The following is a 21,817-nucleotide window of genomic DNA, read 5'->3' as shown; positions in this document are numbered from 1 at the left end:
ACGGGTACCCCGGTCGCCGAGGTGAAACCCGAGGCGAAGCCCCGAGGAGGACGACCATGCCCGGACGCGAGGAGTTGCCCAGCACGATCGCGCGCTCGTCCAAGAAGGCGCAGCGGACGTGGATCGAGGCGCACGACTCGGCCGTGAAGACCTACGGCGAGGGTGAGCGCTCGCACCGGACCGCGTACAGCGCGTTGAAGCACTCGTTCGAGAAGGTCGGCGACCACTGGGAGCCCAAGCAGCAGAAGGGCCCGTCCGACAAGCAGGCCGCGCGCAGCACGCCCAAGCGCGGCAAGACGGCGGGCGGCGTGGACGCCAACGCGAGCAAGCAGCACCTCTACGACCTGGCCAAGAGGCTGGACGTGCCCGGTCGGTCGACCATGACCAAGCAGGAACTGGTGCAGGCGATCGACAAGGCGAACAACCGCAAGACCGCCAAGGCCCGGTCCTAGCGGCACGGCCCTGACCGCGCGGTCCCCCGGCGGCGACCGCGCGGTCAGTCCCTGGCCACCGGCAGCCGCAACCGCAACCGGACGCCGCGGGCGAGGGGTTCGGCGGCCACCTCGCCGCCGTACGTCTCCACCACCCGGCGCACGATGGCCAGGCCGAGCCCAGAGCCGGGCATCGACCGCGCCTGCGCCGACCGGTAGAAGCGGTCGAACACGAAGGGCACGTCGGCCGGCGGGATACCGGGGCCCTCGTCGGTGATCGACAGCTCCCCGTCGGCCACGACGACCAGCACCCGGCCGCCCGGTGGGCTCCACTTCACCGCGTTGTCCACCAGGTTGGCGACGGCCCGCTCGATGGCGTCCGGGTCGACGTGCACCAGGCAGGGTGACAACGCCGACTCGAACCGCGGCGCGGTGGCCCGCGCGGCGGCCTTGGCGACCACCCGTTCGGCGACCAGGTCCAGCCGGGTGTCCTCGGCCCGCGCGGTGCCCTCGCCGTACCGGGCGAGGTCGATCAGGTCGTTGACCAGCGACCGCAGCTCGCCCGCCTGCCCGATCGCCGCGCGCACCAGCGCCGGCGCCTCCGGGTCGCGCAGGCCGTCGTCCTCGGCGAGCAGTTCGAGGTTCGTGGTCAGGCTGGTCAGCGGGGTGCGCAGCTCGTGCGACGCGTCGGCGACCAGCCGGCGCTGGGCGTGCACGGAGGCGTCCAGCGCGGTCATCATGGCGGCGAACGACCGGCCCAGGCGGCCGATCTCGTCGCGTCCGGTCAGGTCGACGCGCGCGCTCAGGTCCTTCGTGGCGGTCACGTGCTCGACGGCGTCGGTCAGCACGCGCACCGGCCGCAGCACCCGGCGCGCGACCAGCCGGGCGGCCAGCGCGGCCACCAGCCCGCCGACCACGGTGAGGGCGGCCAGCAGCGCCGCCAGCCCGGTCAGCAGGCCGGCCGCGTCGGCCAGCGGCCGGGCGGCCCGGACCAGCGTGGCGCCGCCGCCGCGCGCCCCCGGCATCGACGCGGTGTAGACCCGGTAGGCGACGCCGTCATGGGTGACGTCCTGGAAGTAGGCCGGTTCCTGCCCCGTGGCGACGTTCGCGTCCCGCTTGGTCACGTCGATGAAGGCCCGGTTCCGACCGGGGCGCACCGGCGCGGGGATGAACTGGACCAGCGTGCTGCCCAGGTCGACCGGGGTGTCGGCGAGCGTGGCCTGCCCGGAGGCCTCGACCTTCTGCTTGAGCTGGGTCGCGACGGTCGGGCTGTTCTCGACGGCCTTCAGCAGCGAGTCGTCCAGCTGCCGGTGAAGGTCCGGCCGCACGGACGAGTAGACCACCACCGAGGCGATGGCCAGGGCCACCAGCACCACCGCGCCGCCCGCGAGCCCCACCCTGGTGCGCAGCGTCATGGCCGCTCCCGCAACACGTACCCCAGTCCGCGCACGGTCTGGATCAGCCGCGGTTCACCGGCCGCCTCCAGCTTCCCGCGCAGGTAGCTGATGTAGACCCACAGCGCGTTGGACGCGGGCCCGAAGTCGTAGCCCCAGACCGACTCGAAGATCAGCACGCGGCTCAGCACGCGGTCCGGGTTGCGCAGGAACAGCTCCAGCAGCGCGTGCTCGGTGCGGGTGAGCTCGATCGCCCGCCCACCCCGGTGCACGCGGTAGGTGGTCGTGTCCATCTCCACGTCGGCGAACCGCAACACCTCGTTGTCCACACCGGTGCGCCGCAGCAGGGCACGCAGCCGGGCGCGCAGCTCGTCCAGCGCGAACGGCTTGACCAGGTAGTCGTCGGCACCCGCGTCGAGCCCGGCGACGCGGTCCTCCACCAGGTCGCGCGCGGTCAGCATGAGGATCGGCGTGCGGTCGCCCCGGCGGCGCAGCCTGCGGCAGATCTCCAGGCCGTTCGGCTCGGGCAGCAGCACGTCGAGCACGATCACCTCGGGCCGGACCCGGCCGAGCTCGTCGAGGGCCTGCGGGCCGTCCGCGGCGACCGAGACCTGGTAGCCGTCCCGGCGCAGCGCGTGGGCCAGGGAGAGGCGGACAGCTTCGTCGTCGTCGACCACCAGGACCCGCACGCCACCAGTATGGGTGACGGCGTCCGGTCCACTCGCGGGCCGCGGCCCGGACCGGGTGACACCCGGTCCGGGCCGCTCGGGAGAACCTGTCACTTCGTGGGCTTGGGCTGCTGCTCGGCGAGGGTCCGCTTGACCTCGCGCAGGACGTCCAGGAGCCGTTCGGGCGTCAGGCCGAGTCCTTCGGCGATGGCGACGAACGCGCGGTCCCGCACGATGTCCTCACCCCGTGCCTTGACCTTCCCCAGGTCGCGGAACACCTGCCGGGAGCGGTCGACGGTGATGCCGAGCCGGGCCGCCAACAGCTCGACCGCCTCCTCGGGCACCCCCTCCCCCTTGCCCGGCTTCTCCTGGCCGGGCTTCCCCGCGTCCGGCCGCACCTTGGCGGGCTCCCCGTTGCCGGGCTTCCCCGCGTCCGGCCGCACCTCGGCGGGCTTCTCGTTGTTCGCCTTGTCCTCGGCCACCGACATGGTCGGGTTCGCCAGCGCGGGCGACGTGCTCGCCGTCAGCGCCGTCAGCGTTCCCGCCGCCACGACAGCGGCGATGAGCCTGGTCCGGATCCGCATGGGCATCCTCGTTCAGTCCGGTGCGCCGGTCGGTCCGGCGCGCTGGGACCAGCAGACCAAGCCCGGTTCAGGGCAACTTTCAGCGAACCTTGGAATCACCTCAGGAAACCGCCGGCGCACGTCCCGGGATCCCTAAGATCGACACATGGGACTCCGGTTGCCGTGGGCCGCGCTGGCCCGACTCGGCCACGCTCACTGGTTCTCCGGCAACCTCTACGAGGCCGTGGTGGACGTGCCCGGGCTCCTCGCGGACGCCCGACCGCACCGCGAACCTCGGCTGCTCGGTCCGGGCAGCCCGTTGCGCTACTACGCGCCGGCGGCGCCCGTGACCGTGGTCGCCACCGGCGTGACGCTGGTCGAGAGCTGGCGCAACGGCGGTGACCGTCGTGCGGTCGCCACGTCGGCGGTGGGCACGCTGGTCGCCGCGGGCCTCACGGGTTACCTGGTCAAGGCGGTGAACCTGCGGTTGTTGCGCGACGACGAGCCCTTGGGCGACGACGAGCGGCGACGGCTGATGCGCACCTGGCACCGCGGCAACCTGCTCCGGCTGGTGGCACTCGCGGTGACCGCGGCCGCGACGCGACGGGCCACCCGGTCCACGCAAAGCCGATCCACCTAACGCCGGTCCGCTTAGGGCCGGCCCACCCAGCGCCGGTCCACCCAGCGCCGGCCCACCCAGCGCCGGTCCACCCAGCGCCGGTCCACCCAGCGCCGGTCCACCCAGCGCCGGCCCACCCAGCGCCGGTCCACCCAGCGCCGGCCCACCCAGCGCCGGCCCACCCAGCGCCGGCCCACCCAGCGCCGGCCCACCCAGCGCCGGCCCACCCAGCGCCGGCCCACCCAGCGCCGGTCCACCCAGCGCCGGTCCACCCAGCGCCGGTCCACCCAGCGCCGGTCCACCCAGCGCCGGTCCACCCAGCGCCGGTCCACCTAGGTCTCCAGCCACTTCCGGTCGGTGAGCAGCTGGCTCGCCTGCGGGCCCATCAACGTCATGCCACCGTCCACGACGAACGACGCGCCGGTCACGTACCCGGCCGCCGGGGTGGCCAGGAACGCCACCACCGCGGCGACCTCGCTCGCGTGGCCGGGACGTCCCAGCGGCACGCCGGGCCGCGGTTCCGTGCGCGGGTCGACGTCCTCCTGGCCCGTCATCGGGGTGGAGATCTCGCCCGGCGCGACCGAGTTGACCGTGATCGCGTGCTCGGCCAGCTCCAGCGCCAACACCTTCGTCAACGCACCCAACCCGGCCTTGGCCGCGCAGTACGGCGCCGCGCCCACCCGCGGCTGGTGCTCGTGCACCGACGTGATGTTGATGATCCGACCGCCGCGCCCCGCCTCGATCATGTGCTTGGCGGCGCGCTGCGAGCACAGGAACGCGCCGTCGAGGTCGACCGACAGCACACCGCGCCAGGTGTCGAAGTCCATGTCCATGGCCTTCTGCGCGGTGCCGGTGCCCGCGCAGTTCACCAGCACGTCGATGCCGCCCAGCTCGTCGGCCAGCTCGTCGACCACGGCGGCCGCCGTGGGCAGGTCGGTCAGGTCCAGCCGCCGCACGGCCGCCTGGACACCCTGGCCGCGGACCTCCCGGGCGGTCTCCTCCGCCCCGTCGGCATCGGAGTGGAACGTGATCCCGACATCCACCCCACCACCCGCCAGGGCAACCGCCACCGCCCTGCCGATGCCGGAATCCGACCCGGTCACCACGGCGCGCACCGGCGCCCCTACCCGCTCCTGCGGCAATGGTGCATTCATGCCCCTGTGGCTACCCGCACACGTTCGCCACACACTCCGCCGGGTCGCCTCTGACTCCACCGCGTCCGCCACCGACTCCACCGGGTCTGCCACCTACCCGACCGGGTCTGCCACCGACTCCTCCGGTTCGCCACCGACCCCACCGGGTTTGCCACCCACTCCGCCGGGAACCCGACCCGCGACCACCAGCCACCACGCGAGGTCGCGTCGACCGTTCGCGCCTCATTTCCCGGCGATCACGCTCTTCGATCGTCGGGAAATCAGGCGGGAACGGTCGACTTCCCGGCGACCGAGCCGCCATCTGCGAAGCAGGGGCAATCAAACACAGGAGAACGGGATGAAGGCCGTCACCTGGCACGGCAAGCGGGACGTGCGCGTGGACACCGTGCCGGACCCGATCCTCAAGGAGCCGACCGACATCGTCGTCCGCATCACGTCCACCGGCCTGTGCGGCTCCGACCTGCACCTGTACGAGGTGATGGGGCCGTTCATCGACGAGGGCGACATCCTCGGGCACGAGCCGATGGGCGTGGTCGAGGAGGTCGGCGCCGAGGTCACCGAGGTCAAGCCGGGTGACCGGGTCGTGGTGCCGTTCAACGTCTCCTGCGGCACGTGCTTCATGTGCGAGCGCGGCCTGCAGTCGCAGTGCGAGACGACCCAGGTGCGCGAGCACGGATCGGGCGCGGCGCTGTTCGGCTACACCAAGCTGTACGGGCAGGTGCCCGGCGGGCAGGCGGAGTACCTGCGGGTGCCGTTCGGCAACACGATGCCGATCAAGGTGCCGGACGGGCCGCCGGACGACCGGTTCGTGTACCTGTCCGACGTGCTGCCCACGGCGTGGCAGGCGGTGGAGTACGCGGGCACGCGGGACAGCCTGGTCGTGCTCGGGCTCGGCCCGATCGGCGACATGGCGACCCGCATCGCGCAGCACCGAGGCGTCGAGACGGTCATCGGGGTCGACCTGGTGCCCGAGCGCATGGCGCGGGCCCGCGGCCACGGCGTGACCGTGCTGAACGTGCGGGACAGCCACCTGGTCGACCACATCCGCGAGCTCACCGGTGGGCGCGGACCGGAGGCCGTGATCGACGCAGTCGGCATGGAGGCGCACGGCGCGCCGGTCGCGAAGCTCGCCCACCAGGCCGTCGGTCTGCTGCCGGACGCCATCGCGGCCCGGTTCATGCAGACCGCGGGCGTGGACCGGCTGCACGCCCTGCGGCTGGCGATCGACATCGTGCGGCGCGGTGGCACCATCTCGGTGTCCGGTGTGTACGGCGGCATGGCCGACCCGATGCCGATGCTGACCTTGTTCGACAAGCAGGTCCAGCTGCGCATGGGCCAGGCCAACGTGTGGCGCTGGGTGCCCGAGATCCTGCCGCTGCTGACCGACGACGACCCGCTCGGCGTGGACTCGTTCGCCACCCACCACATGCCCCTTGACCAGGCACCGCACGCGTACGAGATCTTCCAGCGCAAGCAGGACAACGCGGTCAAGGTGCTGCTGCGCCCGTGAGCGGTTAGGGTCCAGCCATGATCCGCTTCCGGTGGTTGACGGCCGCGGTGTTGCCGGCGGTGTTGGCGCTCGGCGGGTGTGGTTCCGGCTCCGGTGACCTGGTCACGCGCACGGCGGAGGAGTTCACCGCGGCGGTCGGCTCGGGTGCGGGCGACCGGGCGTGCGAGCTGCTGACCGAACGCGCGCGCGAGGACGTGGAGTGCTCGTCGCTCGACCTGCCCGGCGGGTCCGTCGAGTCGGTCGAGGTCTGGGGCGACGCGGCCCAGGTGCGCACCTCCGAGGACGTGCTGTTCCTGCGGGAGCTGTCCTCGGGGTGGCGGGTGGCCGCTGCCGGCTGCACGGCCCGGGGTGATCGGCCCTACGCGTGCGAGGTGGGTGGGCCGTGACGCAACGCGGGATGTTCTACGCCTACCTGGTGGGCGTGGTGGGGCTGCTGGTCTTCTTCAGCGTCATCGGGCTGGTGGGGCTGTGAAGAGGTTCCTGCGGGACAACGGGTTGGGGCTCGCGTTCGGCCTGCTGTTCCTGGCCACGCTGGTGGGCCAGGCCTTCGCGGGCAACGCCGACCTCAACAACCGGCGGCTCGCCGACGGCGGCGACCCGATCGGCTTCTGGCAGCACGTGACGTCGTCGGACTTCGCGGTGGACGTGGCCGAGAACTGGCAGTCGGAGTACCTCCAGTTCTTCCTGTTCATCTTCGCCACGGTTTGGCTGGTGCAGAAGGGGTCGACGGAGTCCAAGACCCCGGACCGGATCGGCTCCGAGTCGGACCGGGACCAGCTGCTCGGTGCGCACGCGAAGGAGCAGTCGCCGCCGTGGGCGAAGGCCGGCGGTTGGCGCACGGCGCTGTACTCGAACTCGCTCGGGCTGGTGATGCTCGGGTTGTTCCTCGGCTCGTGGCTGACCCAGTCGATCGCCGGCCGCAGCACGTACAACAACGACCAGTTGAACACCTTCCAGGACCCGGTGAGCTGGTGGGACTACGTGCTCTCGGCCGACTTCTGGAACCGGTCGCTGCAGAACTGGCAGTCGGAGTTCCTGGCCATCGGTTCGATGGTGGTGTTGAGCGTGTACCTGCGCCAGCGGGGCTCGTCGCAGTCCAAGCCGGTGGGCACCCCGCACGACTCGACCGACGAGTCCGGCTGACCCGAGTCCGGCTGGTCCGAGTTCGGCTGACCCGAGTCCGGCTGACCCGGGTCCGGCTCACCGGTCGGGCCGCCCCGGGTCATTCCAGGCGGTCTTCGTCGTCCCCGTCCTCGTCGTCGTCATCCTCGCCGACGGTGTCGCGGTGGCGTTCCCGCAATGGCCACGCGAACCACAGGATGCCGAACAACAGGGTCGCGAAGCCGCCGAGCGCGAACGCCACCCAGCCGCCGATGATGACCTCGCCGAGCAGCAGGACGGTGCCGATCATGGCCACGGCCAGGAACGCCAGCCCGGCGATCGCGAAGCGGTTCGCCACCTCGATCACGTCCTCCCGCCTGCCGCGGCGGAAGAGCAGCCGGTGCCAGGCGGCGGGCGCGGTCAGCAGCGCCACCGCGCACGCGGCGAAGAGGATTGTGATCAGGTGCGTGCCCCGGACGTACATGCTGGCCGCGGCGTAGCGCTCGGTGAAGGTTATCGACAGCAGGAAGCCGAACAGGATCTGGACGCCTGCCTGCGCCACGCGCAATTCCTGCAGCAGTTCGTTGAGGTTGCGGGCCAACCTCCGGTGGTGTGACTCCTCAGCCTGACTCACCGCCACCACATACCCAGCCATCGCCCTGCCCAATCATGGATTTCGGGTGACGTACGACAGCCCGAAGTGGTTCAGCGTCACGGGCAGCGGCGCACGCAGGGTCGGCACCTCCAGGTGGTCGCGCAGCGCGTCCAGCATGGTGGCGCCGGCGACCAGCACGAGGTCCTGCCCGGGGCAGGTGCCCGGACCGCCGCTGAACGGCACCAGACCGGGGTCGCTGGGCGTCGGCCAGTTCTCCGGCGTGTACGCGTCGGCGTAGGGCAGCAGGTCGGGGTCGCGGTGGAAGTACGGCACGAACACGACGAACGTGGTGCCGGCGGGCAGCCACGTGCCGTGCCAGCGGGTCGGTTCGGTGCTCTCGCGCAGGATCACCGGCGTCGTCGGCCACAGCCGCGCCGACTCCCAGATCCCGGCCTGTCCCGCACCGCCGATCGCCAGCGCACGCATGGTCGCGATGCCCGCCGCGTCGAACGCGAACAGCCAGTGCGGCACCTGGCCCTGGAGTTCGTCGGCGGGAGCGAGGTTCGCCAGGCTGCCCGGCTCGCCGCGCTCCAGGTGCCCGCGCAACCGCTCCTCGAACCGCTTGCGCAACGCCACCCGGCGCGGCGCCAGGTAGGCCCAGTTCGCGCTGCCCCGCAGCCGCTGGAGCATGTCGGTCAGCTCGACGTCCTCGCGGGCGAACGACCCGAGTACGATCCGCCGCGCCACGCGCCACCACGCCTGCGCGAACGCGTCCCACGTCAGCACACCGGCGCTGCGGACGTGCCGGAGCAGCAGATCGGCCTCGTCGGCCACGACGGCGGGCACGTCGATCTTCTCCGGCCGCAGCACGTCGTCGTTCACCGCGCGCCGCCGCGCCCTGGCCCGGCCGGTCGAGATCAGCACGCCGTGCGGCTGGAAGTGCCGCAGCGCGGCCTTCTTCTCCCGGGTGGCCAGGGCGAACGGCGTCGGCGACTCGGCCAGCAGCCGCGACACGTCGACCGGGTCGAGCAGCAGGGCGATGCTGCGCCCGGTGACCCTCAGCCGCAGCGGTTCGGGACCGTACCGCTCGCGGAACCGCTTCACGGTGGCCACGGCCACGGCGTCCGCTTGGACCTTCTCCGCCATCGCCGTCACCCTGGCCCGGCGCACGATCACGCCCTTCGCCAGCGTCGGCAACAGCACCTTGGCGAACGCCTGGCCGGTGTCCGACCGCGAAGCTACGGCCACGACCCCTCCTCGGCGTGCGCGACCACGAGTTCGCGCACCTCACACCCCTCGGGTTGGCGCAACGCGAACACGATCGCGTCGGCGACCCGCTCGGGCGGGTTCAGCTTGCTGTCGTCCGGCGGCCGGTACTGCTCGGCCCGGTCGTCGAAGAAGTGGGTGCGCATGCCGCCGGGGATCACCAGCGTCACGCCGACCCGCCCGGCGGTCTCGGCCGCCAACGCCCTGGTGAAGCCGACCACGCCGAACTTCGAGGCGCAGTACGCGGTGGCGTCGCTGACCGCGCGCAGCCCGAGGGTCGACGCGATGGTCACCACCCGGCCGCCGTCCAGCATGGGCAACGCCGCCCGCACCACCGCCGCGGTGCCGAGCAGGTTCACCATCACCACCCGGTCCCAGTCCGCGCCGGACACCTCGTCCAGCCGGCCGCACGCGTCCGTGCCGGCCGCCGTCACGACCGCCCGCAGGCCGCCGTTGCGCTCGGCGATGGTCCGCACCGCGCGTTCGGCCGCCCTGGTGTCGGACAGGTCGACCGACTCGAAGTCGGCCACCTCGGGTGCCGCCGGGGCGGCCTTGTCCAGCACCAGCGGTCGCCCGCCCAGGTCGTGCACCGCCTTGACCACGGCCGCGCCCAGTCCGGACGCCCCTCCGGTCACCAACACCTGACCGAGCATCAGCCCCTCCTCGACAACATCTCGGTGGTCGAACGGCCCCGGTGGTAGGGCACGACGACGGTCCGCCCGCCCCAGCCCCGCACGAGGTCCGCCTCCGGCAACGAATCCACGGTGTAGTCACCGCCCTTGACCCACACGTCCGGGCGCAGGGCGGCCAGCGCGCGTTCCGGCGTGTCGTCCTCGAACACCACCACGTCGTCCACGCAGCCCAGCGCGCGGAGCACCTCGACCCGGTCCTGCTCCCGGGTGACCGGCCGGTCCGGGCCCTTGAGCCGGCGCACCGACGCGTCGGAGTTCAGGCACACCACCAGGCAGTCGCCGAGCGCCCGGGCGGCGCGCAGGGTGCGGACGTGGCCCGCGTGCAGCAGGTCGAAGCAGCCCCCGGTGGCGACGACCACGCCGCCACGCGCCCGCACCGCGTCCACAGTGGACAGCTGGTCGACGGGCCGGAACCCGGACGCGCCGCCGCACCGGAGGAACTCGGCCGCCGAGGTGACGCCGTCGGCGACCGCGTCGTCCATCGCCGCGCCGCTCATCAGCCGGACCGCGACGGTCGTGGCGAACCGGTCCCCCGCCCCGCACGGGTCGACCACGGGCACGCGGGGCGCGGGCACGGCGACCGGCGTGCCGCCACCGTGCAGCAGCGCGCCGTCGGCGCCGAGCGTCACCACAACCGCCCGGGCGCGCCACCGGGCGCGCAGCGCTTCCAGCGCTTCCAGCGGGTCGTCGCGCCCGCTGAACGTCCTGGCCTCGGCCGCGTTCGGCGTGACCAGGCGTGCGCCGGGCACCGGGTCCGGGCCGCGTGGGTGCGGGTCCCACACCACCGGGCGGCGGGCGAGGACGCCACGCAGTCGTTCGTCGCGCACCAGCCCGCGCCCATAGTCGGAGACCAGGACGCAGTCGGCCGCCAGCACCGCGTCGAGCATCTCGTCGGTCGCCTCCGGCGTGCCGGGCCCGCCGCCGCGGTCGAGCCGGGCGATCGACTGGCCGCCGCTGCGCAACCGGGTCTTGACCGGTGTCGGCGTGGGCGACGGTCCCAGCACGGACGGCACCCGCGCCAACTCGTCCCGCAGCCGCTGCCCGTCCTCGTCGTCGGCGACGGCGCTGACCAGCGTGACGTCGACACCGTCGGCGGCGGCCAGTGCGGCGGCCAAGCCCGCGCCACCGGGTCTGGCTCGTTCTTCCTCCACGTCCAAGACCGGTGCGGGCGCGTCCGGGCACAGTCGTTCGGCGGTGCCCAGCACGTCCACGTCGAGCAACGAGTCGCCCACGACGACCAACTTCACGGCTTCCTCCTGTTCCACCACTGGCACTCGCCGGTCCACTGCTGACCCTCGCCGTTCCACTCCTGACCCTCGCCGGTCCACTCCTGACGCTCGCCCTGACACCGGACCACCACGCGAGGTCGCGTCGGTCGTTCGCGCCTGATTTCCGGCGATCACGCTTTTCGATCGTCGGAAATCAGGCGCGAGCGGCCGACTTCAAGGCGACCGAGCCCGCGACGCCGGAGGCGGCGCCATCCAACACAGCGCCATCCAACACAGCTTCGAAGGCGGCGCACAGCGCGTGGACCGCCACCAACTGGGCTTCTTGCACGTTCGCGGGTTCACCCGGCAGCGCCAGCACCTCGTCCACCGCCTCCGCCAGCGGGTTCGGGGTCGGGCCGGTCATGGCCCACACGTGCGCGCCCGCCTGGCGGGCCGCCTTCGCCGCCTCGATCAGGTTCGGGCTGCGCCCGCTCGTGGACAGCAGCAGCACCACGTCCTGCGGTCGGGCATGCGCGGTCACCTGGCGGGCGAACACCTGCTCGTAGCCGTAGTCGTTACCGATCGCGGTGACGCTGGACGACTCCGCGCACAGCGCGATCGCGGAGAACGGCCGCCGGTCGTCGCGGAACCGGCCGACCAGCTCGGCGGTCAGGTGCTGCGCCTCGGCGGCCGAACCGCCGTTGCCCGCCGCCAGCAGCCGGCCGCCGTCGGAGAGCCTGCGGGCCAGCACACCGCCCCAGCGGGTCAGCCGCGGCGCCTGGGCGCGCAGCCCGGCCAGCGACTGGGCGAGCCCGTTCAGGTGCGTCTCGACGCTCATCGGGTACCTCCCACGGCCGCGGCCTGCCCGACCGTGACCCGCTCGTAGACGCGTTGGGTGTCCTCGGCGATCCGGTCCCAGGTGTAGCGGACGCTCACCCGGTCCAGGCCCGCCAGACCGCAGGCCTCCCGCCTGGCCCCGTCGGCCAGCAGCGAGTGCAGCGCGCGGGCCAGCGCGGCCGGGTCCCGCGGCGGCACGAGCACGCCGGTGACGCCGTCGACCACGGTGTCGGTCAAGCCGCCGACCGCGCTGGCCACCACCGGCACCCCGCAGGCCATGGCCTCCAGCGGCACGATGCCGAACGGCTCGTACCAGGGCACGCACGCCACCACGTCGGCCGATCGCAGCAACGCGGGCATCGCGTCCCGCGACACCTGCCCGGCCAGCCACAGCCGGTCCCGCACGCCGACGCGTGCCGCGTGCGCGGCCAGCCGCCGGGCCTCCGGGTCCGACTCGACGTCCACCGGGCCGCCCGCGATGACCAGCTCGGTCTCCGGCATCGACCGCAGCGCCGTGATCAGGTCCTGGAAACCCTTGCGCGGCACCAGCCTGCCGACCGAGACGATGCGGTGCGGGTAGCGGCGGTGCTCGGCCGGACCGTCGGGCTGGAACCGCGCCGGGTCCACCCCGCACGGCACGACGGAGATCCGCGACCGCTGCACGCCCATGCGCATCAGCTCGGTCACCTCGTCGTCACAGGTCGCGGCGATCCGGTCGGCCTCACGTCCGATCATCCGCTCGATCGCGATCCGCTCGGCCGGGCTGGTGTCCTCCGCGCCCTGGTGGCGGCGCTTCACCGTGCCGAGGGCGTGGTAGGTCTGCACCACGGGCACGCCCACCTTGCGCGCGGCGAGCACCGAGGCCAGGCCGGACATCCAGAAGTGGGCGTGCACGACATCGGGCCGTTCGTCGTACCACTGCTGCTCCAGGAACTGGGCGAACTCGCCCATGTGCGGCAGCAGGTCGTCCTTCGGCACGGCACGAGCCGGACCGGCGGTCACGTGCACGACGTCGTAGCCCTGCTCGGTGCGCACCCGCTCGGGCAGGTCCGGGTCGTCGCGACGGGTGTAGACCGTCACGTCGTGCCCGTGCGCGGCGAGCGCCGCCGACAAGGCGGCGACGTGCACGTTCTGTCCGCCCGCGTCGACACCGCCCAAGGCAGCCAACGGACTGGCGTGCTCGGACACCATCGCGATCCTCATCCGCTCACTCCTGTCAGCAACCGGTCCCAACTCCGCAGGAAGGCGTCGAGCCCGTACCTGGCCAGGGCGAACTCCCTGGCCTGCTTCCCCTTCTGCTTGGCCAGCGCGGGGTCCGCGACCAACTCGGCCACGGCCCGCACCAGTTCGTCCACGTCGGTGGACACCACGCCCGCCTCCGGCGGCACCGCGCGCACGACCTCCGTGCACGCCAACGCCACCACGGGCATCCCCAGGTGCATCGCCTCGATCAGCGACAGCCCCAGCGACGTCCACCGCACGGTGTGCAGGTAGAGCCGCCGCTGGGCCAGTTCCCGGTGCAGCGAGACCAGGTCGTGGTCACCGCGCCCCATCTCGCCCAGCTTGGTGGTCTTCATCCCGTACACGTCCAGCGGAGCGGCCTCGGCGAACCTCGGCAGCAGGTCGGTGCCCACCGCCCGGCCGCGGCGCACCGGGTCGTTGACGACGACGGCCGCGCGCGGCAGCTCGCCCGTGTACAGGGGACCCGGGTCCACGACGCCGTGTTCGATGACGACGGTGCGCGTGGTCCCGCAGTCCCACATCAGGTCGTTGAAGTGGGTGACGTGCACGACCGTGCCCGGCCAGTCCTTGAGCGGGTGCGCCTGGTTCGGGAACTTCGGCGTGTTGTGCTCCAGGTACACCAGCGGGATCCCGGCGGGCACCAGGCCGACCTCTTCGGGCCGTTGCAGCACCGCGATGTCGGCGTCCACTTCGGACATGGCGACCTCGCGGGCGGGCCAGTCGCGCCCGGAGAGCCCTATCCCGTGCGGGGGGCCGGGGATCAGGTACTCGTGCCCTCCCCGGACGAACGCGTTCGTCCACGACCCGTGCACGTGCCACAGCAGGATCTTCACGTCCTCACCCCCACGAGTTCGGCCACGGCGGCGACGACCTGGTCGGGCGTCACCCGGTCAAGGCACGGGTGGCCGGGCACCGGGCACTCGCGGGCGCGCGAGTCACGGCACGGCGCGTTCTGGTCGCCCAGCACCACGTGCGGCCCGTACGGCGCCCACCGGCGGGCGGGCACGACGGGAGAGAACAAGGACACGACCGGCGTGCCGACCGCGGCGGCGAGGTGCGCCGGACCCGTGTTGCCGACCACGACCGCGTCCGCGCGGGCCAGCAGCCCGGCCAGTTCGGCGAACGTCGTGCGGCCACCCAGGTCGACGCCGTGCGCGCCCGCCACGTGCCTGGTCAGCTCGGCCTCGTTCGGCCCGCCCGTGACCAGGACGCGGTGCCCGGCCTCGGTGAGCGCGACCACGGCCTCGGCGCACCGGTCCGGCGACCACGCTCGTGCGGGCACCGAGGCGCCCGGGTGCACGACCACGTACGGCCCGATCTCGGCCGGTTCGGGGGGCGCGGTGATCGCCAGCCGGCCGTCGTCACCCGGCGGCAGCTCGAACCCGGCGGCCCGGGCGACCTCCAGCGCGCGTTCCGCCTCCGGGATGTCCGGGTCGTCACGCAGCCGGACGTCCAGCAGCGAACCGGGGTAGTCCGTGGAGCGGGCGACGACCTTCGGCACACCGGCCAGCTTCAGCAGCAGCGCCAGCGGCAGCGGGCTCTGGTGGAACGAGGTCAGCACCAGCGCCACGTCGGCGCGGACGCCCTTGAGCAGGGCGACCACCCCCTCGATGTCCGGGGTGCGCACCTCGGGCGCCGGGTGGGCGATCCACGGGCAGTCCCACCGCACGACCCGTTGCACGCCGGGCAGCAGCGCCGCCGCCTGCGCGCCGGAATGACCGCACAGCAGCACGACTTCGCCCGCGTGCGCGGCGGCGCGGATCGCCGGGCCGGCGAGCAGCACGTCACCGTCGTTGTCTAGCCTGGCCACGAGTGTCCTCATAGGACCATCGCCAATGCGGACCGGAGGTCGGGCGCGGTGCGGGGCGCGCGGTCCACCTCGTCGGGTAGCGTCTGCGGGGTGGGCACGAGGATGGGGACGGCGCCGGCGGCGAGCGCCGCTGCCACGTCCGCCTCGATGTCGCCGATGAAGAAGGTGCGCTCGGGACGGGCCTGAAGCGCTTCACAGGCCGCGAAGATCATGGCGGGCGCGGGTTTGCGGCACGCGCAGCCGTCATCGGGGCCGTGCGGGCAGACCTGCCACGTGCCGAACGGGCCGAGCAGTTCTTCCACCCGTGCGTTCACCGCGTCCACCTGGGCACGCGTGAGCAGACCGCGGCCGATGCCGGACTGGTTGCTGACGACGCCCGTGGGCACTCCGTTGGCGCGCAGGACGCGCAGGACGTCGTGCGCGCCGGGCATCGGCTCCACCCGGTCAGGGTCGCCGTTGTAGGGCACGTCCTTGATGAGCGTGCCGTCGCGGTCGAAGAGAACCGCGTCGGGGGGCTGGTCCACAGAGGAGAGTTAGCCGGTGGGAAGCGAAGCAAACACTTCTCGGCAAAGCGCTACTCGCCGTCACTCCGGAGTGGGTGGGCATGTGTGTGATACCCGTGTTGGTGGGTAACCAGGTGTCGAACTCGATTCCCGAGGAGAGGTTGTTGCAGTGACGACGATCGAGAAGTCCGTGGACGTCGAGGTCCCGGTCACGACCGCGTACAACCAGTGGACGCAGTTCGAGTCGTTCCCGCAGTTCATGGAGGGTGTCGAGCGCATCACCCAGGTGACTCCCACCCGGACCCACTGGGTTACCAAGATCGCCGGAGTGACCAGGGAGTTCGACGCCGAGATCACCGAGCAGCACCCGGACGAGCGGGTGGCGTGGCACACCGTCGACGGTCCGCCGCAGGGCGGCGTGGTGACGTTCCACCGCCTCGACGACCACCGGACGCGGGTCCACGTGCAGATGGAGTTCGACCCGCAGACGCTGGTCGAGAAGGCCGGCGCCGCGACGGGCGTGGTCGGCCACCGCGTGTCGGGTGACCTGGAGCGGTTCAAGGAGTTCATCGAGGGTCGCGGCGCGGAGACCGGCGCGTGGCGCGGTGACGTGAGCCGTCCGCCGCAGGCCGGCGAGACGCGCCACGACCTGCCCGACGCCGGACGCCCGGGTGACCCGCTGCGATGAGCGCACGGGCGGTGCGGGAACCGGGGAGGCGGAGTGCGTCACAACCTCTGATTCCCCGGCCCCGACCGCCGGTCGAAGGCAGTTGACACGAGAAGGCCCCGCGAGCTCCGGCTCGCGGGGCCTTCCGCTGTCCCGGTGCGGGCCTTCCGCTGTGTCCCGATACGAGCCTTCCGCTGTCCGGGTGCGGGCCTGCCGCGGTCGGGGCCTTTCGCCACCGCAGTGCCAGGAGAGTCAGTGCCGGGCGCTGTCCGTTGCGGAGGAGCGAGCCGGACCGGCAAGGGTGTCGGAGCAACGAGAGGCCCGTGGACCGAGTGGTCCACGGGCCTCTCGCTCGTTCTTCCCGCCGCTAGCCGTCCTTCAAACGGTCGAACAACCGGTTCACCGACTGCCGCAGCGCCGAGGCGGCGTCGCCGTCGCCGAGCAGCGAACCGGCCTCGCCCCCGCCGTTCGCGGGTTCGGCGCCAGCCGGGTCGGTCCGCGGGTCGACGTCCCGGTCCAGCAGCTCGCGCAACACCTCCAGCACCACCTCCGGGTGCCCGAGCGGCACGGGCGCGGCGAAGGTCTGAGCCGAGTTGATCAGGTCCTGGTGCCGCCGGATCAGCTCGCCCACCTCCGCCCCGGCCGCCGCGCCCGCCACCAGGTGCACCGGCACGGCCCGGTCGGCGAACTCGGACAGCACCTCGTCGACCTCGTGCCACGGCTCGTCCGCGGCCGGCAACCGGCACCACATGACCTGCAGGTACTCGGTCAACGGGCGCCACGTGCCGGGCAGGTCGCCGTGCCTGCCGACACCGGCCGGGTCGAGCACCACGACGGCCGGCGCGTCGGGCGGCCCCGCCCACACCACGGACGGGCCTCCGGTCCTGGGTTCCTCCATGCCGCTACACCTCCACTACGGCGGGTTCCACGCAGTAGACGGTGTATGCCGATCGGATGACCGGTTGTGCGACGTTGCGCACCCGTACCCCACCGGGTGTCATGCCGTGCTCGTTGCCGAAGTGCGCGTGCCCGTGCACGGCCAGGGTCGTGCGGTTGGCGTCGATGGCCTCGCCGAGCAGGTAGGAGCCCAGGAACGGGTAGATCTCCGGCGGCTCGCCGCGCAACGTGTCCGGCACCGGCGCGTAGTGCGTCAACGCCACCTTCACGTCGGTGTCCAGGCTGCCCAGGGCGGCGCCGAGGGAGTCGGCGATCACCGTGGTGTGCCGGATGAACGCCTTCATCTCCGGTTCACCGAACGCGCTGCCGCACTTGCCCGCGAACCCGCCGCCGAAGCCCTTCACGCCCGCGACGCCCAACGTGTGGCCGTTCACGTCGATCGTGGTGGCCTCGCCCTCCAGCACGGTGAGGCCCGCGTCGCGCAGCACGGCGGTGACCTCGTCCGGTTTGTCGTCGTGGTGGTCGTGGTTGCCCAGCACGACGATCACCGGCACGGGCAGCCCGCCGAACTCGTCGGCCACCACCCGCGCCTCGGACACCGTGCCGTGGCGGGTCAGGTCGCCCGCCAGGAGCAACACGTCGGCGCAGTCCCCGAGCTGGTCCAACGCGGGCCGCATCCGCCCGCGCGCGTCCTCGCCCAGGTGCACGTCACCTACCGCGGCGATGCGGATCATCGAATCTCCTCTCGGCCGACCGGGGCGTCGGACGGCACCACCTTCACGTCGTCGAGCACGGTCAACTCCGGCGCCACGTCGTGGATCACCGCTTCCAGCTCGGCGCGGCGCTCGGGACTGGCCACGTCACCGGACAGGAGCACGTGGTCACCGCGCACGGTGACCCGGACGCCCAGTTCGGTGGTCCGCGGGTCCTCGGCCAACGCCTGGCGCAGCCGGGCGGAGAGGTATTGCTCTGCGGTCATCACACGCTCCTGGTCAGTGGGGTGGGCAGGAGGTCGAGGCGTTCGACGAGCACCAGGAACGCCTCGGCGTACGGCGACTGCTTGGTGGCTTCCCTCACCTTGTCCCAGTGGATCTGCTCGCGCAGCGCGCGGGCGAACGGCAGCAGCTCGCTGAAGTCGCAACGGTGCCCGTCCAACACCAGCAGCTTGCCGATCATCACCTCGGTCGCGGGCATCACCGGCAGCACCACGGAGCCGACCTGCAACTCCTCGGCGCGCGCCAGCGTCTCGTCGGTCACCGGGACCTCGTTGGGCCGGAACAGCAGGTCGACCAGCGAATCGCCGTCGTAGACCTTCAGCAGCCAGTCCTCGGGTGGTGTGGCGGCGCGCATGCCGGCCGCGACGAGCGCGCTCACCGCGGCGCCCGCGTCCTCCTCACGCACCAGGATGTCCACGTCGTGTTCGGTCGCGGGCCCACCTCTGGCGTACACCGCGCACCCGCCCGCGAGAGCGAACGGGATGTCCTGCGCGCGCAGGGCCTTGGCCACCTTGGTCAACGTGCGCAGCAAGTCGTCTTGGACACCGCTCATGCGTGGTGACTACCCGTACGGCTGGGTGTTCACACGGACGCGGATAGCGTCGTCGGCACGGGGTAGTCCTGTCGGCATGACTGCCACACCGCCCGACCCGGACCCGGACCGCACGCCCGGTCTGGAGCCAGGTGGCGGCGTCGCGCCCGGCGAGACGCCGCCCGACTCCGGCCAGACCTCCGGCCTGTCCCACCCGCAGCCCATGCCGTCGCGGCGCGGCCCGATCATCACGCTGGTGGCGGTGCTGATCATCACCCTGCTGACCCTGGCGTTCGTCGTGGCGCAGGTGATGGGGTGGACGAACCTCTTCTAGCCCGGCGCTCGCCCACGCCGAGCCGGCCGCCGGGCTAGCCCTTGGGCTGCCAGACGTTCACGAAGTTGCCGTCGACGTCCTTGACCGTGGCGATGAGGCCGATCTGGATCTCCTCGACCGGACGGATCCAGGTCACGTCGCCCAGGCCGTTCAGGTGCGTCACCAGGGCGGCCAGGTCGGACACCTGGATGTTGATGATCACCCGGCCCGGTTCGGCGGATCGCTCGGCGACGTCGTCGCGCTCCTCGAAGACCAGGACACCCTGCTCCAGCCACAGCACCGAGTCGGCGAGGTCCGCCTCAGGGGCGAAAGCGGCCTGGTACCACGCGCCCAGTCGCTTCGGGTCGGTGCTGCCCAGCACCAGACCGCTCAGCCCTGCTCCGCTCGACAATTCCACGTCAGCTCAACTCCCAAGTTCGGCGCACCACGTCGCCGTTGTCATCGATGGAGAATTCGAAAACTGCCAGTACACCGGCGAGGCCGGCCAGCTCACCGGTGGCGTTCTCGGTGATGGAGGAACCGCGGTAGGCACGCGCGTCCTGCTCGCCGAGCCGGCCCGCGCCGAAGCCGCGCCACGTCGCCAGGCCCGCACCGCGGTCGGTCTTCATGCCGCCGAGCCACTCGCTGTAGAGCGCGCCGCCGGGCTGGGCAACCGACCAGTACGTGCCGATGTTGGCGTACGCGATGCCGCCATAGACGCCGCGCGCCTCGAAGGTGACCTCCACCTTCACCGCGCCACCCTCGATGGACACCACCCGACGGCTCACCGTCCGGCCGCGCTCCTCGGTCAGCAGTTCGCCGACACCGACCACCACCCACCCCCGGTTCCGCCGCCCGGCACCGTGCCGCCGACCCTACTGGATTGCACCATGCAACCGGCAGCCTAGGGCAAGATCACCCGCCTGACCATTCCCCCTCACCACGACTATTCTCTTATCGCCGCGAATAGTTCGTGTTGACAAATAGGGCAATCCAAAAGAAACGACGTGACCATCGCTCGCGTTAGCTTTCGGTTGCCCGGGCAAGAATCCGTGAGCGGCCACGAAGACCGTTTCCGCCAGGCCGCCACGCCAAGATTCCATCTCATTTGGAGGCGATTCTCCGATGTCCCGATTGTTAGATTTCGATGACATCATCGTCGGGGCCGGCGCGGCAGGTGTGCCGCTCGCCGCCCGGCTCACCGAGGACCCGGCCCGACGGGTGGCGCTCATCGAGGCGGGTCCCTACTACCCCACCGTGTCCGACATGCCCGCCGACCTGCTGGCCGGCAACTTCATGTCGATGTCCAGGCACGACTGGCAGTTCTCCGCGCGGGCCGTCGACGGGAGGGACATCCGGTTCCCCCGCGGGCGCGTGGTCGGCGGGTCGTCCGCGGTGGGCGGCACGGTGGCGTTGCGCGGTATTCCAGCCGATTTCGACGAGTGGGCCGAACTCGGCAACCCGGAGTGGTCCTGGGAGAAAGTCCTGCCCTTTTACCGCATCATGGAAGATGATCTGGACTTCACCGACGAGTTCCACGGCAAGGGCGGCCCGATCCCGATCAGGCGCTTCCCGATCGACGAGATGACACCGGCACAGCGCTATTTCATCGACGCCTGCCTGGAACACGGATTCCCCTGGGTGGACGACCAGAATCACCCGAACGCCACGGGTGTGGGCGCGATGCCGTCCAACCGGCGCGACCCGACGGTCCGGGTCTCCACGACGATGGGCTACCTGCCCGCCACGCGGGGCCGGGACAACCTGACGATCATCCCGACCACGCTGGTCAAGCGGGTGCTCATCCGCGACGGCCTGACGTACGGCGTGGAACTGGTGGAGGACGGGACCAGCCGCCAGGTGACCGGGCGCCGCGTCATCCTCGCCGCCGGCACCATCGGCACGCCCACCGTGCTGCTGCGCTCGGGCATCGGACCGGCCGAAGACCTGCGGCGGCTCGGCCTGCCGGTGGTGTCGGACCTGCCCGGCGTCGGTGCGGGCCTCAACGACCACCCGCGCACGGGCGTGTTCATGACGCCGAAGCCGGGCGCGGAGAACTTCGGCGAGCCCGTGGGGCAGACCGTGCTGCGCGCCACCGCCAAGGGCTCCGACGAGCCCAACGACATGCACTACTACATGGTCAACGGCTTCGACCTCACCCAGCAGTTCCCCGACCTGCGGCAGATCGCGGGCGGCGACCGCATCTTCGGCGTGATGGTGGTCGACCAGCGACCGCACGCGCGGGGCAGGCTGACCCTGACCTCGGTCGACCCGCACGAGGCGCCGCTGATCGACCTCAACTACCTGTCCGACGAACGCGACTACCGCACGTTCGTCGACGGCGTGCGCACGGCGTGGGAGCTGGCGAACTCGCCCGCGATCCGCGCGCTCGGCGACAAGTTCGTGCTGATCGACGACTCCACCCTGGACTCGGAGGACTCGTTGCGCGAGTACGCGCGGCAGACCGTGGACAGCACGTACCACCCGGTGGGCACCGCCAAGATGGGGCCGAGCACCGACCCGACCACCGTCGTGGACCAGTACGGCGCGGTGCACGGGGTCGACGGGCTGTACGTGGCCGACGCGTCGATCATGCCGTCGCACGTGCGGGCGAACACGAACCTGACCTCGATCATGATCGGCGAGCGGGCGGCCGACCTCCTCCGCCACGCCTGACGCAGGCGTCGACCCGGAGCGGGGTCGCACGGCAATCCGGAAGAAGCGCCACCGACCGGCCACCACCACAGTGGGGCCGCAGGGCCATCCGAACCGGGCGCCAGGGCCGCGGGTCATCGCGGCCGGGCGCCGTGCGGCATCGCT

The 21,817-nt window shown here is 72.2% G+C and carries 28 protein-coding genes; 8 read left to right on the top strand and 20 right to left on the bottom strand.

Annotated features, from left to right (window positions below; all coding sequences use genetic code 11):
* The first annotated feature begins 56 nt into the window (after window positions 1-56).
* Window positions 57-452 carry a ChaB family protein gene (locus AB0K14_RS36690; protein WP_360464425.1) on the top strand — a complete coding sequence of 132 codons (396 nt, stop codon included), beginning with the start codon at window positions 57-59 and terminating at the stop codon, window positions 450-452.
* 44 nt (window positions 453-496) lie between these two features.
* On the opposite strand, the gene AB0K14_RS36685 is transcribed toward AB0K14_RS36690, so the two are convergent.
* The 3 genes from AB0K14_RS36685 to AB0K14_RS36675 all read right to left on the bottom strand — a co-directional run bounded on the left by AB0K14_RS36685 (window position 497) and on the right by AB0K14_RS36675 (window position 3,077).
* A complete protein-coding gene (locus tag AB0K14_RS36685) occupies window positions 497-1,846 on the bottom strand; it encodes a HAMP domain-containing sensor histidine kinase (RefSeq protein ID WP_360464422.1) in 1,350 nt (449 codons plus the stop codon).
* Window positions 1,843-2,514, bottom strand: a complete 672-nt coding sequence (locus AB0K14_RS36680; RefSeq protein WP_364340131.1) for a response regulator transcription factor — start codon at window positions 2,512-2,514, stop codon at window positions 1,843-1,845. Before AB0K14_RS36680 ends, AB0K14_RS36685 begins: the two co-directional genes overlap by 4 nt.
* A gap of 89 nt (window positions 2,515-2,603) precedes the next feature.
* Entirely contained in the window at window positions 2,604-3,077 is a 474-nt protein-coding gene (locus tag AB0K14_RS36675) for a hypothetical protein (RefSeq protein WP_360466791.1), read from the bottom strand.
* A gap of 145 nt (window positions 3,078-3,222) precedes the next feature.
* Between AB0K14_RS36675 and AB0K14_RS36670 the strand changes: the two genes are divergently transcribed.
* Complete coding sequence (locus AB0K14_RS36670) at window positions 3,223-3,696, top strand: anthrone oxygenase family protein (RefSeq protein ID WP_360466788.1); 474 nt, start codon at window positions 3,223-3,225, stop codon at window positions 3,694-3,696.
* 11 nt (window positions 3,697-3,707) lie between these two features.
* Here AB0K14_RS36670 and AB0K14_RS36665 read toward each other — a convergent pair whose 3' ends face one another.
* Both AB0K14_RS36665 and AB0K14_RS36660 read right to left on the bottom strand, forming a co-directional pair.
* The gene (locus tag AB0K14_RS36665) at window positions 3,708-4,007 is read right to left on the bottom strand and encodes a hypothetical protein (protein WP_364340127.1); all 300 of its coding nucleotides are present in this window, start codon (window positions 4,005-4,007) and stop codon (window positions 3,708-3,710) included.
* Complete coding sequence (locus AB0K14_RS36660) at window positions 4,008-4,829, bottom strand: SDR family oxidoreductase (RefSeq protein ID WP_360466794.1); 822 nt, start codon at window positions 4,827-4,829, stop codon at window positions 4,008-4,010.
* 337 nt (window positions 4,830-5,166) lie between these two features.
* On the opposite strand from AB0K14_RS36660, the gene AB0K14_RS36655 reads away from it, so the two are divergent.
* The 3 genes from AB0K14_RS36655 to AB0K14_RS36645 all read left to right on the top strand — a co-directional run bounded on the left by AB0K14_RS36655 (window position 5,167) and on the right by AB0K14_RS36645 (window position 7,482).
* The gene (locus tag AB0K14_RS36655; protein WP_360466617.1) at window positions 5,167-6,339 is read left to right on the top strand and encodes a zinc-dependent alcohol dehydrogenase; all 1,173 of its coding nucleotides are present in this window, start codon (window positions 5,167-5,169) and stop codon (window positions 6,337-6,339) included.
* A 17-nt stretch (window positions 6,340-6,356) separates the two neighbouring features.
* A complete protein-coding gene (locus AB0K14_RS36650; protein WP_360466620.1) occupies window positions 6,357-6,725 on the top strand; it encodes a hypothetical protein in 369 nt (122 codons plus the stop codon).
* Window positions 6,726-6,807: 82 nt separating this feature from the next.
* Complete coding sequence (locus AB0K14_RS36645; protein WP_360466623.1) at window positions 6,808-7,482, top strand: DUF6766 family protein; 675 nt, start codon at window positions 6,808-6,810, stop codon at window positions 7,480-7,482.
* Window positions 7,483-7,561: 79 nt separating this feature from the next.
* Here AB0K14_RS36645 and AB0K14_RS36640 read toward each other — a convergent pair whose 3' ends face one another.
* The 9 genes from AB0K14_RS36640 to AB0K14_RS36600 form a co-directional block, all read right to left on the bottom strand.
* Window positions 7,562-8,095 (bottom strand): DUF6328 family protein, encoded by a 534-nt coding sequence (locus tag AB0K14_RS36640; protein ID WP_360466634.1) that lies wholly within the window; start codon window positions 8,093-8,095, stop codon window positions 7,562-7,564.
* 12 nt (window positions 8,096-8,107) lie between these two features.
* Window positions 8,108-9,283, bottom strand: coding sequence for a cytochrome P450 (locus AB0K14_RS36635; protein ID WP_360466625.1), 1,176 nt, complete (start codon window positions 9,281-9,283; stop codon window positions 8,108-8,110).
* The gene (locus AB0K14_RS36630) at window positions 9,274-9,954 is read right to left on the bottom strand and encodes an SDR family oxidoreductase (protein WP_360466628.1); all 681 of its coding nucleotides are present in this window, start codon (window positions 9,952-9,954) and stop codon (window positions 9,274-9,276) included. Before AB0K14_RS36630 ends, AB0K14_RS36635 begins: the two co-directional genes overlap by 10 nt.
* Window positions 9,954-11,240: a D-glycero-beta-D-manno-heptose 1-phosphate adenylyltransferase gene (gene rfaE2, locus AB0K14_RS36625; RefSeq protein WP_360466631.1), complete on the bottom strand. Its 1,287-nt coding sequence runs from the start codon at window positions 11,238-11,240 to the stop codon at window positions 9,954-9,956. The genes AB0K14_RS36630 and rfaE2 overlap by 1 nt, the downstream gene beginning before the upstream one ends.
* 175 nt (window positions 11,241-11,415) lie before the next feature.
* The gene (locus AB0K14_RS36620; protein ID WP_360462646.1) at window positions 11,416-12,039 is read right to left on the bottom strand and encodes an SIS domain-containing protein; all 624 of its coding nucleotides are present in this window, start codon (window positions 12,037-12,039) and stop codon (window positions 11,416-11,418) included.
* Window positions 12,036-13,241 (bottom strand): glycosyltransferase, encoded by a 1,206-nt coding sequence (locus AB0K14_RS36615; protein ID WP_360462643.1) that lies wholly within the window; start codon window positions 13,239-13,241, stop codon window positions 12,036-12,038. The genes AB0K14_RS36620 and AB0K14_RS36615 overlap by 4 nt, the downstream gene beginning before the upstream one ends.
* A complete protein-coding gene (locus tag AB0K14_RS36610) occupies window positions 13,238-14,113 on the bottom strand; it encodes a glycosyltransferase (protein ID WP_360462640.1) in 876 nt (291 codons plus the stop codon). Before AB0K14_RS36610 ends, AB0K14_RS36615 begins: the two co-directional genes overlap by 4 nt.
* A complete protein-coding gene (locus tag AB0K14_RS36605; RefSeq protein ID WP_360462637.1) occupies window positions 14,110-15,102 on the bottom strand; it encodes a glycosyltransferase family 9 protein in 993 nt (330 codons plus the stop codon). Before AB0K14_RS36605 ends, AB0K14_RS36610 begins: the two co-directional genes overlap by 4 nt.
* On the bottom strand, window positions 15,099-15,614 hold the full coding sequence (locus AB0K14_RS36600) for an HAD-IIIA family hydrolase (RefSeq protein ID WP_360462636.1): 516 nt from the start codon (window positions 15,612-15,614) through the stop codon (window positions 15,099-15,101). Before AB0K14_RS36600 ends, AB0K14_RS36605 begins: the two co-directional genes overlap by 4 nt.
* Window positions 15,615-15,762: 148 nt before the next feature.
* Here AB0K14_RS36600 and AB0K14_RS36595 point away from each other — a divergent pair, with 148 nt between their 5' ends.
* Window positions 15,763-16,281 (top strand): SRPBCC family protein, encoded by a 519-nt coding sequence (locus AB0K14_RS36595; RefSeq protein WP_360462633.1) that lies wholly within the window; start codon window positions 15,763-15,765, stop codon window positions 16,279-16,281.
* Window positions 16,282-16,627: 346 nt separating this feature from the next.
* Here AB0K14_RS36595 and AB0K14_RS36590 read toward each other — a convergent pair whose 3' ends face one another.
* Genes AB0K14_RS36590 through AB0K14_RS36575 form a run of 4 tightly spaced genes read right to left on the bottom strand, consistent with a single transcriptional unit; the run spans window position 16,628 to window position 18,705 of the window.
* Window positions 16,628-17,158, bottom strand: a complete 531-nt coding sequence (locus AB0K14_RS36590; protein ID WP_360462630.1) for a hypothetical protein — start codon at window positions 17,156-17,158, stop codon at window positions 16,628-16,630.
* Window positions 17,159-17,162: 4 nt separating this feature from the next.
* A complete protein-coding gene (locus AB0K14_RS36585) occupies window positions 17,163-17,891 on the bottom strand; it encodes a metallophosphoesterase (RefSeq protein ID WP_360462627.1) in 729 nt (242 codons plus the stop codon).
* Window positions 17,888-18,136 (bottom strand): BON domain-containing protein, encoded by a 249-nt coding sequence (locus tag AB0K14_RS36580; protein WP_123742686.1) that lies wholly within the window; start codon window positions 18,134-18,136, stop codon window positions 17,888-17,890. The genes AB0K14_RS36585 and AB0K14_RS36580 overlap by 4 nt, the downstream gene beginning before the upstream one ends.
* The gene (locus AB0K14_RS36575; RefSeq protein WP_360462623.1) at window positions 18,136-18,705 is read right to left on the bottom strand and encodes a hypothetical protein; all 570 of its coding nucleotides are present in this window, start codon (window positions 18,703-18,705) and stop codon (window positions 18,136-18,138) included. The genes AB0K14_RS36580 and AB0K14_RS36575 overlap by 1 nt, the downstream gene beginning before the upstream one ends.
* Window positions 18,706-18,781: 76 nt before the next feature.
* Here AB0K14_RS36575 and AB0K14_RS36570 point away from each other — a divergent pair, with 76 nt between their 5' ends.
* Window positions 18,782-19,018 carry a DUF6480 family protein gene (locus AB0K14_RS36570; RefSeq protein WP_360462620.1) on the top strand — a complete coding sequence of 79 codons (237 nt, stop codon included), beginning with the start codon at window positions 18,782-18,784 and terminating at the stop codon, window positions 19,016-19,018.
* A gap of 34 nt (window positions 19,019-19,052) precedes the next feature.
* Here AB0K14_RS36570 and AB0K14_RS36565 read toward each other — a convergent pair whose 3' ends face one another.
* Together AB0K14_RS36565 and AB0K14_RS36560 are read right to left on the bottom strand one after the other, a co-directional pair.
* The gene (locus AB0K14_RS36565) at window positions 19,053-19,415 is read right to left on the bottom strand and encodes a VOC family protein (protein ID WP_360462617.1); all 363 of its coding nucleotides are present in this window, start codon (window positions 19,413-19,415) and stop codon (window positions 19,053-19,055) included.
* 1 nt (window position 19,416) lies between these two features.
* Window positions 19,417-19,830: a hypothetical protein gene (locus tag AB0K14_RS36560; protein ID WP_360462615.1), complete on the bottom strand. Its 414-nt coding sequence runs from the start codon at window positions 19,828-19,830 to the stop codon at window positions 19,417-19,419.
* A 292-nt stretch (window positions 19,831-20,122) separates the two neighbouring features.
* Here AB0K14_RS36560 and AB0K14_RS36555 point away from each other — a divergent pair, with 292 nt between their 5' ends.
* Window positions 20,123-21,673 (top strand): GMC oxidoreductase, encoded by a 1,551-nt coding sequence (locus tag AB0K14_RS36555; RefSeq protein WP_360462613.1) that lies wholly within the window; start codon window positions 20,123-20,125, stop codon window positions 21,671-21,673.
* The last annotated feature ends 144 nt before the right edge of the window (window positions 21,674-21,817 follow it).

It is taken from the genome of Actinosynnema sp. NPDC050801, assembly GCF_040673975.1.
In the GTDB taxonomy this organism is placed as follows: Bacteria; Actinomycetota; Actinomycetes; order Mycobacteriales; family Pseudonocardiaceae; genus Actinosynnema.
The sequence above is the reverse complement of the archived record's forward strand: the minus strand, read 5'-3'. Positions and strand labels throughout refer to the sequence as shown.

What these genes read in the sequence shown, in the direction of transcription:
- AB0K14_RS36690 (WP_360464425.1), top strand. Translation starts at nt 57, where the DNA reads ATGCCCGGACGCGAGGAGTTGCCCAGCACGATCGCGCGCTCGTCCAAG.
- AB0K14_RS36685 (WP_360464422.1), bottom strand. Translation starts at nt 1,846, where the DNA reads ATGACGCTGCGCACCAGGGTGGGGCTCGCGGGCGGCGCGGTGGTGCTG.
- AB0K14_RS36675 (WP_360466791.1), bottom strand. Translation starts at nt 3,077, where the DNA reads ATGCGGATCCGGACCAGGCTCATCGCCGCTGTCGTGGCGGCGGGAACG.
- AB0K14_RS36670 (WP_360466788.1), top strand. Translation starts at nt 3,223, where the DNA reads ATGGGACTCCGGTTGCCGTGGGCCGCGCTGGCCCGACTCGGCCACGCT.
- AB0K14_RS36660 (WP_360466794.1), bottom strand. Translation starts at nt 4,829, where the DNA reads ATGAATGCACCATTGCCGCAGGAGCGGGTAGGGGCGCCGGTGCGCGCC.
- AB0K14_RS36655 (WP_360466617.1), top strand. Translation starts at nt 5,167, where the DNA reads ATGAAGGCCGTCACCTGGCACGGCAAGCGGGACGTGCGCGTGGACACC.
- AB0K14_RS36650 (WP_360466620.1), top strand. Translation starts at nt 6,357, where the DNA reads ATGATCCGCTTCCGGTGGTTGACGGCCGCGGTGTTGCCGGCGGTGTTG.
- AB0K14_RS36640 (WP_360466634.1), bottom strand. Translation starts at nt 8,095, where the DNA reads ATGGCTGGGTATGTGGTGGCGGTGAGTCAGGCTGAGGAGTCACACCAC.
- AB0K14_RS36630 (WP_360466628.1), bottom strand. Translation starts at nt 9,954, where the DNA reads ATGCTCGGTCAGGTGTTGGTGACCGGAGGGGCGTCCGGACTGGGCGCG.
- AB0K14_RS36620 (WP_360462646.1), bottom strand. Translation starts at nt 12,039, where the DNA reads ATGAGCGTCGAGACGCACCTGAACGGGCTCGCCCAGTCGCTGGCCGGG.
- AB0K14_RS36615 (WP_360462643.1), bottom strand. Translation starts at nt 13,241, where the DNA reads ATGAGGATCGCGATGGTGTCCGAGCACGCCAGTCCGTTGGCTGCCTTG.
- AB0K14_RS36605 (WP_360462637.1), bottom strand. Translation starts at nt 15,102, where the DNA reads ATGAGGACACTCGTGGCCAGGCTAGACAACGACGGTGACGTGCTGCTC.
- AB0K14_RS36590 (WP_360462630.1), bottom strand. Translation starts at nt 17,158, where the DNA reads ATGGAGGAACCCAGGACCGGAGGCCCGTCCGTGGTGTGGGCGGGGCCG.
- AB0K14_RS36585 (WP_360462627.1), bottom strand. Translation starts at nt 17,891, where the DNA reads ATGATCCGCATCGCCGCGGTAGGTGACGTGCACCTGGGCGAGGACGCG.
- AB0K14_RS36580 (WP_123742686.1), bottom strand. Translation starts at nt 18,136, where the DNA reads ATGACCGCAGAGCAATACCTCTCCGCCCGGCTGCGCCAGGCGTTGGCC.
- AB0K14_RS36575 (WP_360462623.1), bottom strand. Translation starts at nt 18,705, where the DNA reads ATGAGCGGTGTCCAAGACGACTTGCTGCGCACGTTGACCAAGGTGGCC.
- AB0K14_RS36570 (WP_360462620.1), top strand. Translation starts at nt 18,782, where the DNA reads ATGACTGCCACACCGCCCGACCCGGACCCGGACCGCACGCCCGGTCTG.
- AB0K14_RS36555 (WP_360462613.1), top strand. Translation starts at nt 20,123, where the DNA reads ATGTCCCGATTGTTAGATTTCGATGACATCATCGTCGGGGCCGGCGCG.